Below are 21,727 nucleotides of genomic sequence, written 5' to 3' on the forward strand. Positions count from 1 at the left end.
CCAGTCCTTTTTGCGTACAGAGCACTATCTGGATCTACGCCGCACTTTTGCCCAGCAAATTGCTGCGCTTGCCAATTTTAGCCAGCTTTCCCTTTTTATTTTTCATAACAACATCTTCATGAACGGCAATCTGTCGTCGTCTGAATCGTTGTGATTGACGTGAAAGTGCAACTGATTGTTTTCCCGATGACTTCTGAAAATACGGGAATCTATATAGCAAAATAGTCTGTAAAAAGGGCTTGGGAATCAAGGTAAGAGGGCTATAATTAACAATTAATTAACGCGGGTGAACTTATTTTTCGAACTTGCGTAATACGCTTGTCACCGATTGAGATTAAGGTGACAGAAATGTAGTTTCCTGGCCAGTCAGGAGAGCAGGTCAGTAGTAGTAGCGTTGACGCGTACAGCGCATAAGGAGAACCTCTCATGTTTAATACCCCGAAGCAGTCTTTCAATGAGGCACTAATCAGAATGGCGGTGTTACTTTATCAGGTCGATGGTATGGTGACATTGTCCGAACAGGATTATCTTGAAGACATCATGGAATCACTTGATTGGCAAAGTCCAATCAGCCGTGATGCCTATTTTAACGATGCGATATACCAGACCCGCAAAGCACTGGATACCGGTGATGCTCAGGCCTATCTTAAAGCGATGAAGCAGGACTTATTGTTTGATGCAGATAAGGCAATGGAAGTGGCCATGGCAATTACCGGTGTAGATGGTGAGCGCTGTGAGGAAGAAACCGAACTGCTGTCATTGCTAACGCATAAGCTACTGGCAAAAGCGCTGGTCAGTGGTATGCATAATACGAGTGGACCGGCGTCTGTAGGGGCATAGTCAACGCACAGACTTTCTTATTTTTCATCACGCATGGTAAATTCTCTACACGAATAGTGTAATGGGAATGCCATGCGTAGTTTGTGTGTCTTTGTGGTTTTGTTGTTGCTGAGTGCATGCCAGCAGGTACAGTCTCCGCGTTTCGAGCGGGCGACGTCAATGCCACCTTATCAACTCAATAGCTTTTCAGAATACCAGCAGGCCACTCATCAGTGGTTGTCCACACACAGAATGCCGGTAACAGAAAACGCCTCGTGGGAAGTGACGCTGAATACGCCGTTTTCATGTGGTGAAACCAGCACAGTCGGTGTGTTGTTGGTGCATGGTCTGGGTGACTCTCCGTACTTTTTTCACGATATCGCCCGAGATCTGTGTGCCAGCGGATATCAGGTGAGAACCATCCTGTTACCCGGTCATGGCTCTAAGCCCGGAGACATGCTGAACGCTGAGTTTTCGCTGTGGGAAAACGCCACTGCGCATCATGTATCATTGTTTGCTGAGGAGGTGGAGACGCTATTTCTCGGTGGGTTTTCTACCGGGGCCAATCTGGTCACGCTGGCAGCGCACTCCCGAAACGATATTGCAGGTCTGCTGTTGTTCTCTCCCGCCTATGAATCGAATATTTTCGCAACCCGTCTGGCCCCTTATATCACCGGCATTTACCCCTGGCCGAACCTCGAACCAGAAGACAACCCCACGCGTTATAACTCTGTCGCCATGACCGGTTTTGCGGCTTATCAGCGCAGTGTCGAAGCGCTGTCTGATGCGTTTGAAGAGCGTGCGCTTTCACTACCGGTATTTATGGTTGTGGCAGAGCAGGACAGTGTGGTCGATGTGCAACGTGTGGCAACCTATTTTCACGAGGGCTTTCATACCGCAACGAAAACGCTGATGTGGCTTGGTGAAGCGGTGCCCGATTATCCTCATGTTACCGGTTATACGATGCAGCTACCTGAGCAAAGAATAGGTGCATCTTCGCATATGGCGGTACTGTTTAGTCCAGGTAATGTACTGTATGGAACCAAGGGCCGGTTGCGAATTTGTGACAACGGCCAGTCAGATGAGAAAACCCGGGCCTGCGAAAATGGTGAGCCAGTTTGGTTTGGCCCCTGGGGGCTTACAGAAGAAGGGAAGGTGTATGCAAGGCTCACCTATAACCCTTACTATAACACCATGATGACAAAATTAACGGACTTTATGGCAGAGGCCCAACGCCACTAATAAAACATCGCGATTACTTTGCGTGAGAGCAGCGCTTACACTATTTTTGCCGCTCTTCTTCGCGCAGGGTGAGGACTTCATAGCCCTCCTTTGTCACCGCCACGGTATGTTCCCATTGCGAAGATAGCTTTTTATCGCGGGTGATCACAGTCCAGCCATCTTTTTTAAGTTTCGTCTTATGCGTTCCCTGATTTATCATCGGCTCGATGGTAAACACCATGCCCTCTTTCAGGATCAGGCCTTCCCCCTTGCTGCCGTAGTGAAGCACTTCGGGCGCCTCGTGCATATTCCTGCCAATCCCGTGGCCACAATAATCGCGCACTACACTGTATCCATGTTGCTTGGCAAGGCGGGAGATAGCATAACCAACATCACCCAGTGTGGCTCCAGGTTTAACAGCGCGGATCCCTGCCCACATGCAGTCATAGCTGGTGATGACTAACTGACTTGCAAGTGGAGATAGTTTACCAATCCGGTACATTTTACTGCTATCAGCAATGTATCCGTTTTTCTCCAGCGTGATATCAATATTGACAATATCGCCGGCTTTAAGTTTAGTGAACGCGCTGGGAACCCCGTGACAAACTACCTCGTTAACCGATGAATTAAGCACATACTGGTAACCGTATTGACCCTTGCTGGCAGGGCGGGCTGATAGACTGTTTACGATATAGTCCTCTACAAAACTGTCTATCTCAAGTGTGGTTATGCCTTCGCTGACAATGTTATCCAGTGCAGCAAATACAGACGCGAGTAACTGACCGGATTGGCGCATTAGCGCAATCTCATCCGCTGTTTTAATAATGACGTTACTCACTGACTAACCTTACGGAGGTAACGTTTTTATTTTGCATCTCCCTCTGAAGAATTTGCTCGTAAGTCAGCGTCGGGTTCTGTTCTGCGAGCCGCCCTATCTTCATCCAGAATTCAGCCTGAGAGTTAATCGAGCGCTCCATGACTGCACTGTTTTTTCTGACTTCCTCATGAAGTTCATTCGAAATTTTTACAATGCCCATACTATGTTTTGATATAAAGTGCTATGAAATGTAGCATAATGCATATTAAGTGGTAATGCCAGATATCTGAAGAAAAAGGGGGGCATCAGCGCAGGAAGTGCACTTTCAGAGAGTTTGATAGTAAAGAGCTGATAACAATGGCAAACGTGCTGTTAACGAACTAAAAGCAGTACTACGAGTGAGCGTCACTAACGACATGTTGGTGACAACAATAAGTTACATTGGCGGGGATTTCAGAAATGTAATTGTATTTGCCTTCTATATAGTGTCGCCGTTTTGGGCTCCGGGCTACAGAGAACGGCAGCGCCGGAGCATTACTTACAAGAAGGCTTGGCAGGCTAATTGTCGTTACTGAATTGCCGTACCGCGTCCGGCACTTTTTAGATCCGCCAGCCAGCGGGATGTGTCAGCATTCACGACATCTTTGTTAATGGTGTAGCCAATCAGTTTTGTGAGCTGTTTATTCATATTGTTACGCAATTTACCCAGAAAGCCGGATTCAGCAATGATGTCGATGTGATAAATTTTTTCTCCACACCGTTTGTTATCCAGCCAGTCGGCAATGGTGGAGGCAAAACGTTCGGCTTCGGTTTCCGATGCATCTTTTCTGCTCATGGTATCGACGCCCTGTACCGCCCCACTGGGAGAGGAAATTGCTCCGGGCCTGTCAGTGACCAGGCTGGCATCGGTAGCGCGACCATCATCATTCGACAAGGTGGTGACGGGTTCTAACTGAGACGCGCCGTCCTTCTCAAGAAAAATTTTCGCTTCAGCCTGATTGGCAACGACCAAATAAGATTTACCTAACATGTCGGCTCCTTTTTCTATTGGGTATGGTTTATAAGCATAGCCTGCAGAAAAAGTTTTGCGTCATTGAGAAGTTTAATATGCCGTGCCCGCTGAGCATGGTGCTGTCTTTACGAGTCGCGTACAGTGAATATGGTAAAGAGCAATAAAAAAGCCCGGCTAACCGGGCTTTTCAGTAGTATGCGTTTGTAATTTAACAGCAGTAGCTATCGGGTTCACCAGCATTAGCCGTGATGGTGTTCAGCCTGCTCCATTTCCCGCTCCAGACGCTGACTTTCGTCTGCACGAGGTTTGGTAAACCGTGCCAGCGCCAGATACAGCACTGGTGTCAGGTAAAGCGTAAATACGACCGCAATGCCAAGGCCTCCGAAAACGACCCAGCCAATTGCGTTTCGTGATTCTGCACCTGCGCCGGATGACAGGATAAGCGGTAATCCACCCAGGATGGTTGATACCAGCGTCATCATAATGGGGCGCAGACGAACTTTACCCGCTTCGACGATGGCGTCGTAAACGCTGTATCCTTTGTCCCGCAACTGGTCGGCAAACTCAATCAGTAAGATAGCGTTCTTCGCCAGCAACCCTATCAGCATGACCAGGCCGATTTGCGAATACACGTTAATGGTGGTGCCGGTTAAAAACAGAGCATAAACAGCAGCCGCGATCCCAAAGGGCACGGTCAGCATCACAACCACTGCACTGTTAACACTTTCAAACTGAGCGGCAAGTACCAGCAACACGATGATAAAAGCCAGCACATAGGTCATCATGACCTGGTTTGAGGTTTCCTCAAAGGTTTGCGCTTCACCCAGAAATACCAGGCCAATGCCATCCGGCAGGCTTTCACCGGCAAGACTTCTTATCGTTTCTACCGCATCGCTGAGCGCGACCTCTTCAGGTAGCTCCATTTCGAGTTTTATCGCGCGTCGTTGAGCCTGACGCTCCAGCTCAGCCGCTACACCTTCTTCACTGATGTAGGCCACACTCGACAGTGGTACCAGGTTGCCGTCCACAGATTTCACATAAAGATCGGTTAAATCTGAAGGCGCACTCTGACTGCGGTTATTGGTTTGCAGCATGATCGGGATGGCCTGATCACCCACGTTCAAATCGGCAACATCAAACCCGTTCACGGCGGCGCGCAACGTACTGGAGATATCATTTAGCGGCACGCCAAGTTCTTCCGCCCGGCGACGATCGATATTCACTCTTAGCTGTGGTTGCGTTGGCTCGTAGCTGATCCTTGGTCGACCAAGCTCTGGAAGGGCCTCTTCAATTTTCAGCGCAAAATCCTGTGACACGTCAAAAATACGTTCGTAGGTGTCACCGGTCAGCGCCAGCTCCAGTCCGCCCCCCTGGCCGCGCAGGTTAAGGCTGTTGCCACCGAAAGCGTTACCCGGCGCTCCGGGAATAGATTGTAATGGGGGACGAATTTCTTCTACGACTTCCTGCAGTGATTTGTCGCGTTCATCCCAGTGCTTTAAAGGCGCGGTAATGAAAACAATATTTGGATCCCACTGACCAACAACGGTATAAATCGAATCGATGGTGCCGTTATCGACATAGGGCATCAGTAATGCCTCCATTTTCTCTGCCTGACGGTCCATAAAGTTCAGACCAGCACCATCCGGGCCGCGGGCAAAAATACGTATGGTTCCCCGGTCCTCGCTGGGCAGCAACTCGTTGTCGATGTTCTGAGCGGTAAAGTATGCGCCAACCGCAGCCAGAATACTTCCCAGTACAATTAACCAGCTGTATTTTAATGCCCAGGCCAGCGAGCGCTGGTAAGCGCTAAGACATTTATAACCAGCCGCGCCAAGTGTTTTGCCAAAGAAATCACGTTTTCCTTCGCCCGGTTTTTTCAGCGGAAGTCTGGCGGTAAGTGCGGGGACCAGTGACAGCGCCACGAATGAAGAAATGATGACTGCGCCGGCAAGGACGCCACCAAATTCACGGAACAGCCTGCCTGCCGTGGAAGGTAAGAAAGCAATAGGAATAAAAACAGAGGCCAGGACCGCGGTAGTGGCAACCACAGCAAAAAACACTTCCCGGGTACCAATTACAGCGGCAGCTCGGGCGCCTAAACCCATCGCGCGACGGCGCTGGATATTTTCTGATACCACAATGGCATCATCCACAATCATGCCGGTTGCCAGTACCAGTGCCAGAAGTGTCAGGATATTGATAGAAAAACCCAGGGCCCAGATGATAGCCAGTGCACCGGCGAGTGACACCGGGATGGACAGGGCAGGGACAATGGTGGCGCGCCATGAGCCGATAAATACCAGCAGAGTAAACACTACCAGCAGTACGGTGAGGCTAAGCGATATCACCACTTCCTGAACGGAATCGCGGATAAACTCTGCATCATCGGACGTCACGACGATATCCATGTCAGTGAAACGTTTGTCGAGATCTCTGACCATCGACAACACTTCATCGGATATCTCAATCGTATTGGAGCTGGCCTGACGAATGACGCCAAGACCGATAACCGGTTTACCGTCTAACCTGACCACGCTGGTGGTATCGGCGGGGCCAAAATACACGCTGGCGACATCACCAATGCGAATATCGCCGGCAACCACAATTTGCTGCACGTCTTCAGCAGTGACTGACGTAGCATCAGCGCGCACAATCAGTGCCTGATCAGAAGACTGAATGCTGCCGGCAGGCACATCAAAGGGCGCAAGACGGAGCACCTCTGCAATGTCGGTCATAGAGAGTCCGAAACTGGTCAGTCGTAGCGGATCGACAGATACGCGCAACACCCGTTCTCTGTCGCCGCTCAGATTGACATCGGCCACGCCGGGAATACTCAGAAATAGCGGAGCCAAATCGGTATCGACCCGTTCAGTGAGCGTTTCCATATCCAGAGTCGAGCTGGACACAGCCAGACTAACGACTGCCTGAGCATCATTATCAGCGCGTATAATAGCAAGTTGTTCGACATCATCAGGGAGCTGGCGTTGAACACGGCTGACCGACTCTCGCGTTTCATTCGCAGCATCTTCTAGGTTTATGCCCGGTCTGAATTCCACACGCACACGTGCTGAATTCTCTTCGCTCTGCGCATAAATGTTTTTCACGCCACTTACCCTGGCCACAGCCCCTTCGAGGCGACTGGTAACTTCTGCATCCACAGTCTCGGGGGACGCGCCGGGATAATTCGCGGTAACCGTAACCGTCGGCGTATCTACATCGGGTAGTTCACGAACTTCAAGGCCGTAAAGGGCAGAGAGTCCGGCAATCGCAATCAGTAAGTTCAGAACAACGATCAGAACCGGGCGACGAATCGCCAGTGAAGGGAGATCGCTGGTAGCCGGTGTTTGATTACTCATCACCTACGCCTCTCGCCAGTTCCGTCGTGATTTCCTGTCCATTGCGCAAACGCTGGATCCCTTCGGCAATCAGCATATCACCGTCCTGCAGGTCGCCGGTTACTAAAATAGTGCCGCGAAGACGTTGATGCACGTTCACGTCGACACGCTTTGCCTTGCCGTTTTCAGCTTTCCACAAGTAAGCGCCGGTGGCTCCCCAGAGCAGTGACGCTTCCGGAATGGCGGCAAAACGGTCGCCATTAATTGAGAGGTTTACTCTGAAGCTCATGCCGGGACGGTAGCTGTCCTGGGTGTTGTCCAGAATGGCGCGGGCGCGTAAGGTTCTGTCATTTTCGTTAATACGCGAGTCAAGTTGTGCGATTTCAGCTTTAAGCGTGGTATCGCGGTTTGTCCAGGGTTCCAGTGTGACATCAGGCGCATTCATTAATACGGGGAGAGAGGCTTCCGGTGCGCGGAAATTCACATACAACTTACTGCGGTCGTCAAGGGTGGTTACCGCTGTAGTCGTGGTAATCCGGTCACCTACCTCTACGTCAGTCAGTCCAACCACACCATCAAAAGGTGCCACTATATAGCGGTCTTCCAGATCAGCTTGGGCATCTTCTACTGTTACCTTCGCAAGATCGCGCGTCGTTTGCGCAATATCCAGTTCGCTTTGCGGAACGGCGCCACGATCAAGACTTTCCAGCAGACGTTTGTAAGTACGCTCGGCGTCTTTTAACTGCAGCTTTGCTCGCTCCAGCGCCACTTTTTGTTTGCGATCATCAAGACGAACCAGCACTTTCCCTGCCTCGACCTGTTGGCCGGGTACAAAATTCACTTCCAGAACTTCATCAGAAACCGCCGAATACAACACAACAGAACGGACCGCTTCAGCGGTTCCAACGGCTTCTACTTTTTTAATTTCATTTTGAAAACGTACAGGCTCAGTGACCACCAGTTTCGCTTGGTTGTCGCCAAAAAACTGGGCGTGAGAGAGTGAACTAAAGCCGGACAGGGCGGCAACAAATACTACTGCCGCCAAATGGCGGCACGTCTTTAATTTCATTGTGATATCCGTAAAAATGGTTAGTACGTCAGAATGGAAGACCGCTTAATTCTTGTTCTCGGCGGTACTGACCATGAGTGACACAATTTGTCATACTTTTTATTATACGCATGGCACCACAGACAGGTCAGCTTAACAACTGCAGCTCGGCGTATTCCCGATACAGTGCATCGTGTTTCAGTAGCTCGTCGTGGTTACCGGTACCGGTTATCGCACCCTCTTTCATGACGATGATGCGGTCAGCATGCTGAACGGTGGCCAGGCGATGCGCGATAACTATCGTTGTGCGCCCGCGCATCAACTTATCCAGAGCTTCCTGAACCCGTCTTTCACTGGCTGCGTCCAAAGCCGATGTCGCTTCGTCCAGCAGTAACACAGGGCGATCCGCCAGTATCGCTCTGGCTATCGCAATGCGTTGACGCTGTCCCCCGGATAATCGCACGCCGCGTTCGCCCAGCTCGGTTAAGTAGCGGTCAGGAAGCTGGTCGATAAACTCATGGGCGAACGCGGCTTTTGCAGCACGCTTCACATCCTCTTCAGAGGCCAGGGGGGAGCCATAGCGGATATTTTCCAGCACTGTGGTGGCGAAAACCACTGGCTCCTGAGTCACGATGGCGATCTGTTGTCGCAGCGATGCCAGGGTACAATCGGCAATTGATTTATCGTCTATCAGGATCTGCCCGCGTTGAGGGTGATAAAAACGCATCAGCAGGTGGAATAGGGTAGACTTGCCGGCGCCGCTGGGGCCTACCAGTGCAACCGTTTCACCGGGAGCAATGGTAAATGATAAATCGTGAAACAGAGCCGGCGAGTCCGCGTAAGCAAAATGAATGTGCTCAAAGCACAGTGACGGCGGCTTATCGCTGTGTGATGGCAACACGTGAGACCCTTCCTGGATATCAGAGCGACTGTTAAGCAGCTGAATTAGCCGTTCACTGGCGCCTACGCCACGCTGCACCTCCCCAATGACTTCAGAAATGGTCGCGACACTGCCGCCTGCCATAACCGCGTAAAACAGAAACGCCGACAACTCGCCCATTGTCATCACGCCGTCGAAAACCTGTCTGGCGCCAATCCAGGCGATAACAATGATTGCACTGAGGCTTAGTGCCATGATGGTGCCAATCAGCAATGAACGATAGTGAATGCGACGCTTTGCGGTATCCATTGCCGCCTCGACACGCGAGGAGAACGCATTCGATTCAAAGGTTTCAGCTGTGTAAGCCTGCACGGTGCGGATCTCATGCAAACTCTGGTCAACATTGGCACCAATATCAGCCACTTTGTCCTGCGAAAGCCTGGCATAATGACGCACCTGTGGGGCAAGCAGGCGGATGGGTAACAGCACTGCCGGTACTGCCAGCAATACGCAAAGTGTTAGCAACGGACTGGTGATTGCCATTAACACCAGCGCACCAATAAATGTGATTACAGAACGGATAGCCATAGACAAACTCATACCAATCACGGTCTGTAATACTGTGGTGTCGCTGGTAAATCGGGATATGACTTCGCCAGTACGGGTTCTGGAGTAAAAGTCCGGCGCCAGCGTAAGTAAATGCCCAAATACATGCTGACGAATATCAGCACTGACACGTTCACCCAGCCACGTCATCAGATAAAAGCGGCAGTAGGTAGCCGCACTGGCCAGCAAACAGATAGCCAGTACACCGGCCACGGCGGTATTCAACGTATCCGGGTTGTTCGCCATAAAGCCGCTGTCGACCGCAAAGCGCACCCCCTGACCCAGCAACAACCATGCGCCGGCGGCAATCAGCAGTGCCACAACGGCGCCGAACACCCGCATTCGGTAAGGCGATAAATAACTGGTCAGCCAGCGTATTACCGCGGGAGTGGAAACCTGTGGTTGTTTGAGTGCCAAAACAGCATGTCCTTCTGATTGTTGCGTTATAAGGTTCGTCGAAGAGTTTACGGTAAGGCGTACAGGAAAGATTGCTATTTGCGATTATAGCGCGGCCTTACACGTTTAATTATCTGGCGTAGCTCCGAAGCAACCTTGAGAAAAAAAGCATAAGTAAAAGGTTATCAGCACATTGCCGTACCAAGACGTTGAAAAGGGCTGTCGTCTGCTAACGCCATGGTGTTCGCTGCGTGAGCACATTAATGACACACCAAATAAGGTTTTGCTGGCCCGAAAAGCGTAACCTCTATTTCTGTCACCACAGATTGTTTCGTGAACAATGACGTGTACAGCAAATCGTATCCTGCATACAGGCTTTGTTGTTGATTCTGCTTGCAATCACCTGTCATTTCCGTATAATTCCGCGGCCTTTCTCCTCGCGCTCATTTTTTGTTCGCAAGCAGAAAGGTAAGTTAACGGTAACGCTACAACGAGTTTGAGGCATTTATGGTTACTATTCGTTTACAGCGTGGTGGCGCGAAAAAGCGTCCTTTTTATCAACTAGTGGTGGCTGATAGCCGTCGTGCAAGAAACGGTCGTTTCATTGAAAACGTTGGTTTCTTCAACCCTACAGCACAAGGTCAGGCAGAACGTCTGCGTGTAGACCTTGAGCGCATTGAGCACTGGGTTGGCCATGGCGCGACGCTTTCTGAGCGCGTATCTAGCTTGGTAAAAGAAGCTAAAAAAGCAGCTGCATAAGCAGCGTGCAACTGGTGGGTATAGATGAGTCAAGCGTCTGACAAAGTAGTAATTGGCAAAATTGGCGCGCCGTATGGCGTAAAAGGTTGGGTCAAGATCAACAGCTATACCGAAACACCGGAAGGTATTTTCGACTATCAGCCCTGGAATCTCAGTGATGATAACGAGTACCAGATTGATCAATGGCGACCAAATGGTAAGAACCTGGTAGCAAAAATCACAGGTGTTGAGTCCAGAGATGATGCAGAGCGTATCAAAAATCTGGATATCTGTATTGATGCAGACCAGTTACCTGATTTAGGTGATGAAGGGTTTTACTGGCGGGAGCTCACCGGCATGCAAGTGGTAACTACGCAAGGTTACGACTTGGGTGTGGTGAAAGAGGTATTTAATACAGGCGCCAATGACGTACTTCAGGTACGGGCAAATGTGAAAGATGCTTTTGGTCAGAAAGAAAGATTAATACCGTTTGTGTTCGACGATGTTGTGCAATCGGTAGATAAAGAAGGCAAGGTCATTACAGTTGACTGGGATCCGGGGTTCTAAGTGACCGCGGAAAAATGGTTTGGCATTGTCAGCCTGTTTCCGGAAATGTTTGCACCGTTTACCCAGCAGGGCGTAACGGGGCGGGCAGTGAAAGCAGGTTTGCTCGGTGTAGATACATTTAACCCACGCGACTTTACCCATGACCGCCATCGCACGGTTGACGATCGTCCTTACGGGGGCGGCCCCGGCATGCTGATGATGGTTAAGCCTTTAACAGACGCCATATCCGCAGCCAAACAGGTTGGCGGTGAAAATAGTAAGGTGATTTATCTGTCACCACAGGGTAAGCCCCTGGACCAGGCAGGCGTTAAGCGTTTGTCAGAGATTGACCGCACAATTTTAATTTGCGGACGTTATGAAGGAATCGATGAACGCGTAATCGATGCCCATGTAGATGAAGAAGTCTCCATTGGTGATTATGTGTTAAGCGGCGGTGAGCTACCGGCAATGGTCCTTATGGACGCAGTTGCCAGATTGGTACCCGGTGTACTGGGTCACAAAGCTTCTGCAGTTGAAGATTCTTTTACTGACGGACTTCTGGATTGTCCGCATTATACGCGGCCGGAGGTTCTCGAGGGTCAGGCGGTTCCTGAGGTGTTATTAAGCGGTGATCACGAGAAAATCAGGCAGTGGCGACACATGCAATCGCTGGGAAGAACCTGGCAGCGTCGCCCTGAGTTATTAAACCACCTAGCTCTGACTGAGGAGCAACAGCGGTTACTTGAATTATTCAAGTCACAGTTGCGGCAAGATGACAGTTAACTAGATGAGAGGAAATGATGAGCAAAGTCAGTCAAGATATCATCAAAAAAATTGAACAAGCACAGTTAAAAACTGATGTTCCTGCGTTCGGCCCAGGTGACACAGTGAGTGTTAAAGTTCGCGTTACCGAAGGTGACAAAGAGCGTCTTCAGGCATATGAAGGTGTTGTTATCGCTAAGCGTAACCGTGGTCTTCACTCGTCTTTTACAGTTCGTAAGATCTCTAGCGGCGAAGGCGTTGAGCGTGTTTTCCAAACACACAGCCCGGCCATCTCTTCTATTGAAGTGAAACGTCGTGGTGCGGTTCGTCGTGCTAAGCTTTACTATCTTCGTGAGCGTTCAGGTAAATCTGCACGTATCAAAGAAAAGCTTAACTAAGATTACTAATACTTGCGTTACCGTTAACTTCGAAAGCCCGCTTCCAGCGGGCTTTTTTGTGTCTTCTGATACTTATTCTTGCACATCTGCATCTTAAGGAATACAAGAACTCTGCAAGCAGACTGGCAACTGCTAGTTACCCAATCCGCACTGCCGCGTCTATTCGTTGTCAATCTGAAGCGGACAAGAAAAAGGCGAATGGCACAAATCACTATGCAATACCGATCTTACCAACGACATTAACCGAATAAAGAGAGTAACTACCCCACTTAGGAAGTACGCAGGGATGTCGTCTGAATATTTTCATTTTCTGAATATAATGGGTGCTGCATTTTTTGCAGTCTCGGGCACGCTGATGGGCCATGAAAAAAATATCAATGGCTTTGGCATTGTTGTGGTTGCCTCAATGACAGCATTGGGCGGTGGTACCGTACGTGACTTGTTGCTGAATACAACGATTTTCTGGGTCGCAAGTCCTGATTACCTCTACGCGACATACGGGGCGATAATCACTACCGTACTATTTATTCGCTACCTGCCTTCGATTTCTAACTATTATTTTTTACTGGTAGATGCCATAGGGCTTGCCATATTCAATATTGTTGGCATAGAAAAGGCGTTAATAGAAGGAACAAGTATGCTGGTTGCCATTACCATGGGAATGACAACCGGGATTTTTGGTGGCCTGATGCGAGATGTGATTTGTCGGGAAGTGCCGCTGGTGATGCGAGGCGATCTCTACGCTACTGCATGCTTATCCGGAGGGCTGGTTTATGCGGTGCTGTTTGCTGTTGATGTGTCCTATGTCTGGTGCGTGGTAGGCGCTATCGCCACAACGGTGCTGTTACGCTTTGGTGCGTTGCACTGGGGCTGGCGACCCAACCTGTTTAAAAAAGGGCGCATTCTCTGACACCCTGCAACCACCATTCATAATGACCAGCTTGATACTATGACCTTCAGTTGCACTGGCAGCCGACCGTAGCGCTGTAAGCCGATCATATGGCCGTCACTAGCAAAACCCTTACCTCTGCTTAAAAGATGTACGTTTCCGTCTATGCTTTAGTCATTGTCATCATGAAAACCTTGGGGAATAGGTTATATCAAGGTAATATGCACTAAAGCTTGCTCCTTCATTCCATTGTTGGTAAAAAGTCAATCAAGTTATAAAATTTAATTGCTTTAGCGGTGTAAATAAATAATTACACTTCGTTGCCCTGTTACTTTCACCGCATTAAAGCCAGCCAAAGATAAGAGATATCATGATCAAGGACACCGTAAACAATGTTCATATCAGCGCTGAAGATGTGCTGGTTACGCCTGAAAGTTTGAGCCAGGAACTCCCAGTATCAGATAAGGCGCTGGAAGCCATTTCACAAGCCAGAAAAACCATTTCCGATATTATCCACCGCCGTGATCACCGCATGCTGGTAGTGTGTGGCCCATGTTCGATTCACGACATCGATGCAGCGAAAGAATATGCGTTGCGTCTCAAAGAGCTGCATGAGTCCTGTAAAGATACCTTATTTATCGTTATGCGGGTGTACTTTGAAAAGCCGCGCACAACAACCGGCTGGAAGGGATTAATTAACGATCCGCATATTGACGGCACGTTCGATATTGAAACCGGCTTGCGAAAAGCCCGCGAGTTGCTGATTTGGCTGGCTGAGCTGGAGTTGCCGGTTGCGACTGAAGCGCTGGACCCTATTAGTCCGCAATATCTTGCCGAGCTGTTCAGTTGGAGTGCCATCGGTGCGCGTACTTCAGAGTCGCAAACTCACCGCGAAATGGCCAGCGGACTGTCTATGCCGGTAGGGTTCAAAAACGGCACTGACGGCAGTCTTGGCATTGCTATCAATGCGCTTAAATCAGCCGCATCAGGTCACCGGTTTATGGGCATCAATAAGCAGGGGCAAGTAAGTATTATTGCAACCAGTGGTAACCCTGACGGTCATATTATTTTGCGCGGCGGTAAACAGCCAAATTACGATTCGGTGTGTGTGTCTGAGTGCGAACTGGAACTGCAGGACGCGAACCTTACCGCAGGCCTGGTTGTAGACTGCAGTCATGCCAACTCAAGCAAAGACTATCGCCGCCAGCCATTGGTCGCGCAGAATGTTGTGAATCAAATCCTTGAGGGGAACCAGTCCATTATCGGCATCATGCTTGAAAGCCACCTGAATTCAGGTAACCAGAATGCGGATGGCAAATCGCCTGCCGAGCTGGAATACGGTATTTCCATCACCGATGGCTGTATTGACTGGCAAACCACCGAAAATCTGATTACCCAGACCAGAGACAAATTGATTACTGTGTTACCCTTACGTCAAAATAAACGTTTTGATGTTGCCTGATATCAACACGACTACAGGGAAACATTGCGATCATGACGGACTCGTCGCAGCGCCTGGCTGAATTACGGTCAGACATTGATGAGCTGGATGCCCAGCTCATTGACATTCTGGCTAAACGTTCCACTCTCACCAGTCAGGTGGGGGAAATTAAAGCCGAAACCGGAATGCCGGTTTACGTACCCGAGCGTGAAGTTGCATTAATCGATAAACTTCGCGCTTTAGCTGTAGAGGCTGATATTTCGCCGGATTTGGCTGAAGATTTAATGCGCAGGATCATGCGCGATTCCTACCACACCCAGAACAATCGTTATCAGGGAGTCAACCCGAAAACGGGGAGCGTGGTTGTCATCGGCGGCCGGGGGGCATTGGGGCGTGTATTTGTTAGTCTGTTCGAAAGAAGCGATTATGACGTTGCTGTCATAGAAAAAGATGACTGGCAGTCAGGCCACGCAGAAGAGACGCTTTCGAAAGCCGCCCTGGTGATTGTAGCCGTACCTATAACCCTTACTGAAACCGTTATCTCTCAGTTAACCGCATTACCAGAAAACTGTGTGTTGGCTGATATTACCAGTATTAAATCTAAGCCTTTGCAGGCAATGCTTGATGCGCACCCTGGCCCGGTTGTCGGACTTCACCCGATGTTTGGACCGGATGCCCCAGGCATGATTAAGCAGGTGGTCGTGGTGTGCCACGGCAGAGCACCTGATGCCTATCAATGGCTTATTGATCAGATGCGTATCTGGGGCGCGACAATCCATGAGAGTAGCGCTCAAGAACATGACCAGGCGATGGCTTATATTCAGGTAATGCGCCACTTTAATACTTTCGTTTACGGTGCGCATTTAAAAGGGGAAAACCCGGATTTAGATACATTAACCGTATTTAGCTCGCCCATTTATCGTCTTGAGCTGGCGATGGTAGGCAGACTTTTTGCGCAGGCGCCTGAACTTTACGCAGATATCATCTTCAATAATCCAGATAACGTGGCACTGCTCAGGCGCTTTCACGAGCGCTTTGGTCTGGCGCTCGATGTACTGGAGCGCGGTGACAAAAAAGCGTTTATCAAACAGTTTCTGGAAATTGGTGGCTGGTTCGGGGACTACGCAAAAATGTGTCTGGTCGACAGTAAACAGCTGTTGCTTAAAGCGGATGACGGTCAAATGCTGCGAAAATAAACCCTCGTATGTATGTTTATCTCCGAATTAGACTAAAGTGTGCTTTTATCTCTGAAGAAATCCCGTAATCTGCAGATAATAATGTTCCCCGGGGGACTTTCAGGACAATCAGGACATGACACTTAAAAGCCGCCTTCTACTCGCTATTATTCCGTTAGTAGCACTTTCCGTTATCATTGTTGCTGCGGTGTCATATCGCGTAGGCGTGGGTGAGTCTACAGCAGCGCTGGAAGCCGCGAGCCTGGATAAGCTGACAATCGAAAATGTGCAGACACGGGAAGCAATAACTGAATATGTAGACTTTATTTCCGCACAGGTCAGTAACTTTTCATCCTCTTCGGTAATAAAAAATGCGACGGAAGCGTTTATCCCCGCTTTTCGTGCTTATGATTTGCAACGTGATCCTCTCACATCCAGACAGCAGCAGTCGCTTAGCAGCTATTACACGCAGGATTTTGCATCACTGTATAAAAAGCGAAATGCGCAGCCATACCGTGATCCCGGTTCTTTGCTATCACCGCTCTCAAAGGGTAGCCAACGATTGCAGTACGATTTTATCATAGGTTCTGATTTTCCTATCGGCGAAAAAGATAAGTTAACCGATTTACCAAATCAGACCGACTATGCTGTGGCGCACCGTCGTTACCATAAAGAGATAAGAGACTTTCTTAATCAGTTTGGTTATTACGACATTTTCATCGCCGACATCAACACAGGCAACATTGTTTACAGTGTCTTTAAAGAGCTGGATTTTGCGACCAGTCTGAAGACCGGACCTTATGCTGATATCGGAATTGGACAGGCTTTCAAAGAGGCCGCTGCGCTGACTGACCCTGGCGCTGTGGTGGTTAGTGAACTGGATACTTACGTGCCGTCTTATAATGCGATGGCTGGGTTTCTGGCCTCGCCGATTGAAATTAATGGGAAGCGGGAAGCCATACTGATATTTCAAATGCCGCTGGACAAAGTCAGTCAGATCCTTACGCACAATTATGAGTGGAAGGACCGCGGCTTTGGTGACTCCGGAGAAACGTATCTGGTTTCTCCGGAAGGGGTTTTGGTTAACGAAAGTCGCTTTTTTGTTGAGGACAAAAATGGTTATTTTGCTGCGTTGTCCGAAAAGTATCCTGAAGTGGTCGATACCATTCGCGATGCCGGCACATCGGTAGGTATTCAGCCGGTACAAACCGAAGCCGCACGTAAAGCGCTGTCTGGTGAGTCCGGCTTTATGCGGTTAAATGATTACCGTGATGTATCGGTTTACTCTTACTTTGCGCCTGTGGAAATTGGTGGGGCTACGTATGCGCTGCTTGCTGAAATCGATGTAGATGAAGCACTCGCGCCAGCACAACAGTTAGGTGAGAAGCTGTTAGTTTCGACGCTTGTTGAGACCTCGGTAGTCTTAGTTGTCGCAGCACTGATCGCGTTATGGCTGGCTCGTCGTCTGGTTCGTCCTCTGGACAGAGTGGGAGAGGCATGCAGCGATCTTGCACAGGGGGATGGTGACTTGACGATACAGCTGGAGCCTTCCCGCATTCCTGAGATAAACCGGATCATCCTGCCGCTAAATCAGTTTCTGTCTCAGGTGCGCGACATCGTGGCCACGGTTAAAGACAATGCAGATTCACTGGCTTCAGCTTCGGAAGAACTGAGTGCCATCACAGAGCAAAGTACTAAAACCACATCGCAGCAGCGTGATGAGACACACATTGCGGCAAGTGCGGTTGAGGAGTTGTCTACGTCTATTGAAGATGTGGCGCGGTCCACGGTGGATACCCGCGATAGCGGTTTAAAGGCGCTGGCCAGCCTGAAGGAAAATATGGAGAGGGCGGACCTCGCTGCTAAGAACATCAAGCTACTGGTTCAGTTGATCCGCGATTCCAGCGAGGTCATAGTGTCGCTTAAAGACGAAGTCAGTCAAATTACCGCCGTACTCAATGTCATCACCAGTATCGCTGATCAGACTAACCTGCTGGCACTGAATGCGGCTATCGAGGCAGCCCGTGCCGGTGAGGCTGGCAGAGGTTTCTCGGTGGTTGCTGATGAAGTCCGGGCACTGGCCACCCGCTCACAGGAAAATACGGTGGAAATCGAAAACATCGTGGGAAATATGACGGCATCTTCAGAAAAGTCTGTGGTTGCAATGGAGAAAGCCGCGACTGCAGCGGATGGAGGTATTCATCTGGTAGACCTTGTTACCACTGCCATGAACGAGCTCTCTGAAACCATTGTACGGGTGCAGGAGCTTGCAGATACTGTTGCAGCGGCGGCAGAGGAACAGCACGTAACCTCCAAAAGTGTCAGCCAGAATGTCAGTCGTATTTCAGAAATGTCATCGGATATCGATTTCGGCGCCCGCCATAGCAGCGAGTCTGCCGCCGAACTGGCCAGGATTGCGGTGGAAACCAAAGATATGGTGGCGCGATTTAAAGTGTAGTGAAACTGCTAGCCTGATGGCATTATTGATAAGTCAATAAAGCAGAGCAATGCCATCAATGAAGTCAATTCGTATTCCGCTGACGAATCTATATGCAAAGGGCGGATTCTCAGCCAGGATGTCGGTAGGTGGAAGTAAAACGCCGGTAAATGTCATTCTGGATACCGGCAGTAGCGTACTGGCGGTCAGAGAGTCCTGCTACCAGAGAACTGAGGATCCACACTTCACAGCCACTTCTTATGTGCAGTGTGTTGAGTATGGCAGTGGTGGCTGGTATGGACCTGTCGTGAAAACCCGTGTCACGGTGGGCATGCCGGGACACCGTGCAATACTGAATGACGTCGAGATTGCGATTGCCTCTGAAGCTGGCGCAACAAGCTTTCTGGATGCAGACGGTATATTGGGGCTGGCATTTTCGCCTCTAGACACAGCATTTGATGTGTCCCAGTTGCTCCTGAGTGAGGGCGTACAGCCCCCGGACAGCTACCCCTACGTTCTGCAGCAGCCAGACCAGACAGTCTCATCATATTCACAGACGCTGCGTGCCTTACCCAAGGCCGCTATCACACCCTATTTCACGCAACTGGAAGAATCAGGGGCGGTCATGGATCAGTTTGCACTGCTCACACATCGCTCCAGTATATTCCACACCGAAAAGCACCAGACTGTCGAGGCGTTGACATGCCATCACCTGAATCATGGCTTGTGTGTATTGGGAAAGCCATTTGAACATACAGAACTCTACTGCAACCCAGTGTATACCGTGCCGGTGCTGCACGATAAATATTACAACGTAAATGTATATGGCGTTCGGGTAGGTGAGTTACCGGAAATTGCAGTGCCAGCGCTGGATGAGGCACACAAAGCCAGTTATGTCAGCAATGGCATTGTCGATAGTGGCGCTTCAATGGTGGTCATGCCTGCACCGGTAATGCACGCCGTTAAGAAGGCGCTTTATTCCTACAATCCCGCTTTTCAGTCTTTGCTGGACGTATTTGGTAATTATTCCGGTAAAGAAGTCGGCGTACCGCTTGATAAACTTGACCTCGCGACCTGGCCAGACATTCATCTCATTCTGACAGGGCAGGGTGGGGAGCCGGTTACTGTTACGCTAAAACCGGATACGTACTGGCAAATTCATGCGCCAGCCCCAAACCAGGCAACCTTCAAGCTATGCAGCCTTGCCGGCTGGCCAAATCAAGTGATAATTGGGCTTCCATTGCTGAATAACTATTACACCATTTTCGACAGGCAAGACGGTAAAAATGGGAGCGTACATTTTGCACGAAAAGTGGATATTCCAGGTCATATCATCAAGGCAATAAGACTGGCTTTGCACGAGTGATGCTGTTTTATTCTCAAAAATCGTTATTGGTACTCAGATAATATAACCTGAACTAACCGTTTCAGTGATAAGAGGCGGTGATTAAACACTACCGTTATTACTTGAAAAACGAGTTACGTTATGGAAAAGAAAGGAAGTTTTGTTGCTGTTGGAGTAGGAATGACGCTCGGAGCGCATATTTGCCCGTTATCCAGAAGTTATATTGAACACGCTGACATCGTGTTCTGCAGTCTCTCAGACAGCTATGTTGAAGAGTGGGTAATGACAATGAACAGTGAGGTCCGAAGCCTTCAGTCATTTTACGCCGTAGGCAAAGATCGCCGGGATACCTACAAAGAAATGGTTGCGGCGATGATGACAGAAGTTCGGGCAGGTAAAAACGTGGTGGGGGCGTTTTACGGCCATCCCGGTGTGTTTGCCCTGGCCCCTCATAAGGTGATAGCAATTGCCCGGGATGAAGGCTTCCAGGCACATATGGAGCCTGGCATATCTGCAGAAGATTGCCTGTACGCTGACATGGGGCTGGATCCGGGTACAAATGGATGCATTCATTACGAAGCCAATCAGTTTCTGATGAATAAAAAGTGTCTGGACACCAGCGCACTGCTGATACTCTGGCAAGTAGGTATGGTCGGCGATCGCAGGCATCAGGAGTTTGAATCGCATAAAAAGTATCGACATTTGCTGATGCAATCGTTGATGGCGTTTTATCCAGCAGATCACAGGGTAGCGCTTTACGAGGCCGCCGTGCTGCCCATCGACGAGGTGCGAATTGAGTGGCTTCCATTGAAAAATGTAGGCGATGCGAAAATTCACCAACACACTACCATGGTGATCCCGCCTGGATCTGAAAAACAAACAGACACAGCTTTTTTGACTAAATTAAATGAATTAGACAGTCTCTGACAAAAGAGCAGTGCACCTCACTTTTGACATGGTGAAGTGTAAGGTGCCCTTAGGAAATGGCTGAAATGAGGTGTTGCGTGCTGAATAAATGTTACCTGAGTCAGAGGCTCAGGTTCAGATTGCTCGATGAGGGTGACAAAGGACAATATATTGCTTTGTATCAGTCGCCAAAAGTGATGCGTAATATTGCTCCACCGTTAAGCGACGAGGATGTTGAAACCGCTTTTACAACAACGCTGAAACTGAATAAAGCAAAAGGAATCAAACAGAAAGTCTGGGCGGTCCACGAACGGCAAGACAACGGGTTTTGTGGTATCGGTATGGCCAAGTGGAAAAATCAAAGCGATGATGTTGAACTCGGATTGATGCTGGTACCTGAATGTAACGGAAAAGATTTTGGTACCGAAGCCGTGGGTAAAATCATTGACATCGTACAAGCCGACTACCACATCACTGATTTTCAGGCCAATTTTCAGAGCCATCACCGACCAGTAAGAAAAATACTTACCAACCTTGGCTTTGCTTTTGAAGAGCCAGAAATCATCGGTGGTCAAAAAATGGTAAAAGCCATCTTAAGAGACACTGAAAGCCAGAGCCACAAGCGACGTATTCTCAATATCTCTGCTCCGATAGGCTGATTTTTGTTAACTTAGCCCTGGTTAAATGGTAATCTTTTTTTTCGCTTCGAAAGTGTATTTCCCACAATATCGATAAAATAAGAAGGTAAAAATGACAGCGATACAGCTTTTAGAGAAATTGGGTGCGGATGCCGCTTTTCAGGGACATAAGCAACTTGTTGCCAATGTCATTGGTGATGCGCTTGAAGAAAACCACAAACAGTGGTGCATTATGTTCCCGGAAAAAGAAGGTGACGACACCGACGAAGGTGAACAGAAAGACAAGGAAGATAAGCCTGAGATTGCGCGCCACTAAAT

General features: G+C 49.3%; 20 protein-coding genes. 14 read left to right on the forward strand and 6 right to left on the reverse strand.

Going from position 1 to position 21,727, the window contains the following annotated elements:
• The first annotated feature begins 426 nt into the window (after nt 1-426).
• The gene (locus tag JKP77_RS19090) at nt 427-840 is read left to right on the forward strand and encodes a tellurite resistance TerB family protein (RefSeq protein WP_218312767.1); all 414 of its coding nucleotides are present in this window, start codon (nt 427-429) and stop codon (nt 838-840) included.
• Nucleotides 841-912: 72 nt separating this feature from the next.
• Complete coding sequence (locus JKP77_RS19095; protein ID WP_218312768.1) at nt 913-2,061, forward strand: alpha/beta hydrolase; 1,149 nt, start codon at nt 913-915, stop codon at nt 2,059-2,061.
• Nucleotides 2,062-2,101: 40 nt separating this feature from the next.
• Here the strand turns inward: JKP77_RS19095 and map are convergent, their stop codons facing one another.
• The 6 genes from map to JKP77_RS19125 form a co-directional block, all read right to left on the reverse strand.
• Complete coding sequence (map, locus tag JKP77_RS19100) at nt 2,102-2,878, reverse strand: type I methionyl aminopeptidase (protein WP_218312769.1); 777 nt, start codon at nt 2,876-2,878, stop codon at nt 2,102-2,104.
• Complete coding sequence (locus JKP77_RS19105) at nt 2,871-3,077, reverse strand: ParD-like family protein (protein WP_218312770.1); 207 nt, start codon at nt 3,075-3,077, stop codon at nt 2,871-2,873. Before JKP77_RS19105 ends, map begins: the two co-directional genes overlap by 8 nt.
• Nucleotides 3,078-3,425: 348 nt before the next feature.
• On the reverse strand, nt 3,426-3,887 hold the full coding sequence (locus JKP77_RS19110) for a host attachment protein (protein ID WP_218312771.1): 462 nt from the start codon (nt 3,885-3,887) through the stop codon (nt 3,426-3,428).
• 221 nt (nt 3,888-4,108) lie between these two features.
• Nucleotides 4,109-7,225, reverse strand: coding sequence for an efflux RND transporter permease subunit (locus tag JKP77_RS19115; protein WP_218312772.1), 3,117 nt, complete (start codon nt 7,223-7,225; stop codon nt 4,109-4,111).
• Nucleotides 7,218-8,273 carry an efflux RND transporter periplasmic adaptor subunit gene (locus JKP77_RS19120; RefSeq protein WP_218312773.1) on the reverse strand — a complete coding sequence of 352 codons (1,056 nt, stop codon included), beginning with the start codon at nt 8,271-8,273 and terminating at the stop codon, nt 7,218-7,220. Before JKP77_RS19120 ends, JKP77_RS19115 begins: the two co-directional genes overlap by 8 nt.
• A gap of 127 nt (nt 8,274-8,400) precedes the next feature.
• The gene (locus JKP77_RS19125) at nt 8,401-10,155 is read right to left on the reverse strand and encodes an ABC transporter transmembrane domain-containing protein (RefSeq protein ID WP_246601295.1); all 1,755 of its coding nucleotides are present in this window, start codon (nt 10,153-10,155) and stop codon (nt 8,401-8,403) included.
• Nucleotides 10,156-10,641: 486 nt separating this feature from the next.
• Here JKP77_RS19125 and rpsP point away from each other — a divergent pair, with 486 nt between their 5' ends.
• The 12 genes from rpsP to JKP77_RS19185 all read left to right on the forward strand — a co-directional run bounded on the left by rpsP (nt 10,642) and on the right by JKP77_RS19185 (nt 21,725).
• The gene (rpsP, locus tag JKP77_RS19130; RefSeq protein ID WP_218312774.1) at nt 10,642-10,893 is read left to right on the forward strand and encodes a 30S ribosomal protein S16; all 252 of its coding nucleotides are present in this window, start codon (nt 10,642-10,644) and stop codon (nt 10,891-10,893) included.
• 24 nt (nt 10,894-10,917) lie between these two features.
• Nucleotides 10,918-11,439: a ribosome maturation factor RimM gene (gene rimM / locus JKP77_RS19135; RefSeq protein ID WP_218312775.1), complete on the forward strand. Its 522-nt coding sequence runs from the start codon at nt 10,918-10,920 to the stop codon at nt 11,437-11,439.
• Nucleotides 11,440-12,201: a tRNA (guanosine(37)-N1)-methyltransferase TrmD gene (gene trmD, locus JKP77_RS19140; protein WP_218312776.1), complete on the forward strand. Its 762-nt coding sequence runs from the start codon at nt 11,440-11,442 to the stop codon at nt 12,199-12,201.
• 17 nt (nt 12,202-12,218) lie between these two features.
• Entirely contained in the window at nt 12,219-12,578 is a 360-nt protein-coding gene (gene rplS, locus JKP77_RS19145) for a 50S ribosomal protein L19 (protein ID WP_218312797.1), read from the forward strand.
• Nucleotides 12,579-12,864: 286 nt separating this feature from the next.
• On the forward strand, nt 12,865-13,488 hold the full coding sequence (locus JKP77_RS19150) for a trimeric intracellular cation channel family protein (RefSeq protein ID WP_218312777.1): 624 nt from the start codon (nt 12,865-12,867) through the stop codon (nt 13,486-13,488).
• Between the two features lie 349 nt (nt 13,489-13,837).
• Nucleotides 13,838-14,929, forward strand: a complete 1,092-nt coding sequence (locus JKP77_RS19155; protein WP_218312778.1) for a 3-deoxy-7-phosphoheptulonate synthase — start codon at nt 13,838-13,840, stop codon at nt 14,927-14,929.
• A gap of 32 nt (nt 14,930-14,961) precedes the next feature.
• Nucleotides 14,962-16,104 (forward strand): bifunctional chorismate mutase/prephenate dehydrogenase, encoded by a 1,143-nt coding sequence (tyrA, locus tag JKP77_RS19160; protein WP_218312779.1) that lies wholly within the window; start codon nt 14,962-14,964, stop codon nt 16,102-16,104.
• A 115-nt stretch (nt 16,105-16,219) separates the two neighbouring features.
• Nucleotides 16,220-18,541 (forward strand): methyl-accepting chemotaxis protein, encoded by a 2,322-nt coding sequence (locus tag JKP77_RS19165; protein WP_218312780.1) that lies wholly within the window; start codon nt 16,220-16,222, stop codon nt 18,539-18,541.
• A gap of 58 nt (nt 18,542-18,599) precedes the next feature.
• On the forward strand, nt 18,600-19,886 hold the full coding sequence (locus JKP77_RS19170; protein ID WP_218312781.1) for a pepsin-like aspartic protease: 1,287 nt from the start codon (nt 18,600-18,602) through the stop codon (nt 19,884-19,886).
• Between the two features lie 120 nt (nt 19,887-20,006).
• Nucleotides 20,007-20,792, forward strand: coding sequence for an SAM-dependent methyltransferase (locus JKP77_RS19175; RefSeq protein ID WP_218312782.1), 786 nt, complete (start codon nt 20,007-20,009; stop codon nt 20,790-20,792).
• Nucleotides 20,793-20,869: 77 nt separating this feature from the next.
• A complete protein-coding gene (locus tag JKP77_RS19180) occupies nt 20,870-21,430 on the forward strand; it encodes a GNAT family N-acetyltransferase (protein WP_218312783.1) in 561 nt (186 codons plus the stop codon).
• Nucleotides 21,431-21,521: 91 nt separating this feature from the next.
• A complete protein-coding gene (locus JKP77_RS19185; protein WP_218312784.1) occupies nt 21,522-21,725 on the forward strand; it encodes a hypothetical protein in 204 nt (67 codons plus the stop codon).
• Nucleotides 21,726-21,727 lie beyond the last annotated feature (2 nt).

The sequence above is a fragment of the Alteromonas antoniana genome, assembly GCF_019249295.1.
Taxonomy (GTDB): domain Bacteria; phylum Pseudomonadota; class Gammaproteobacteria; order Enterobacterales; family Alteromonadaceae; genus Alteromonas; species Alteromonas antoniana.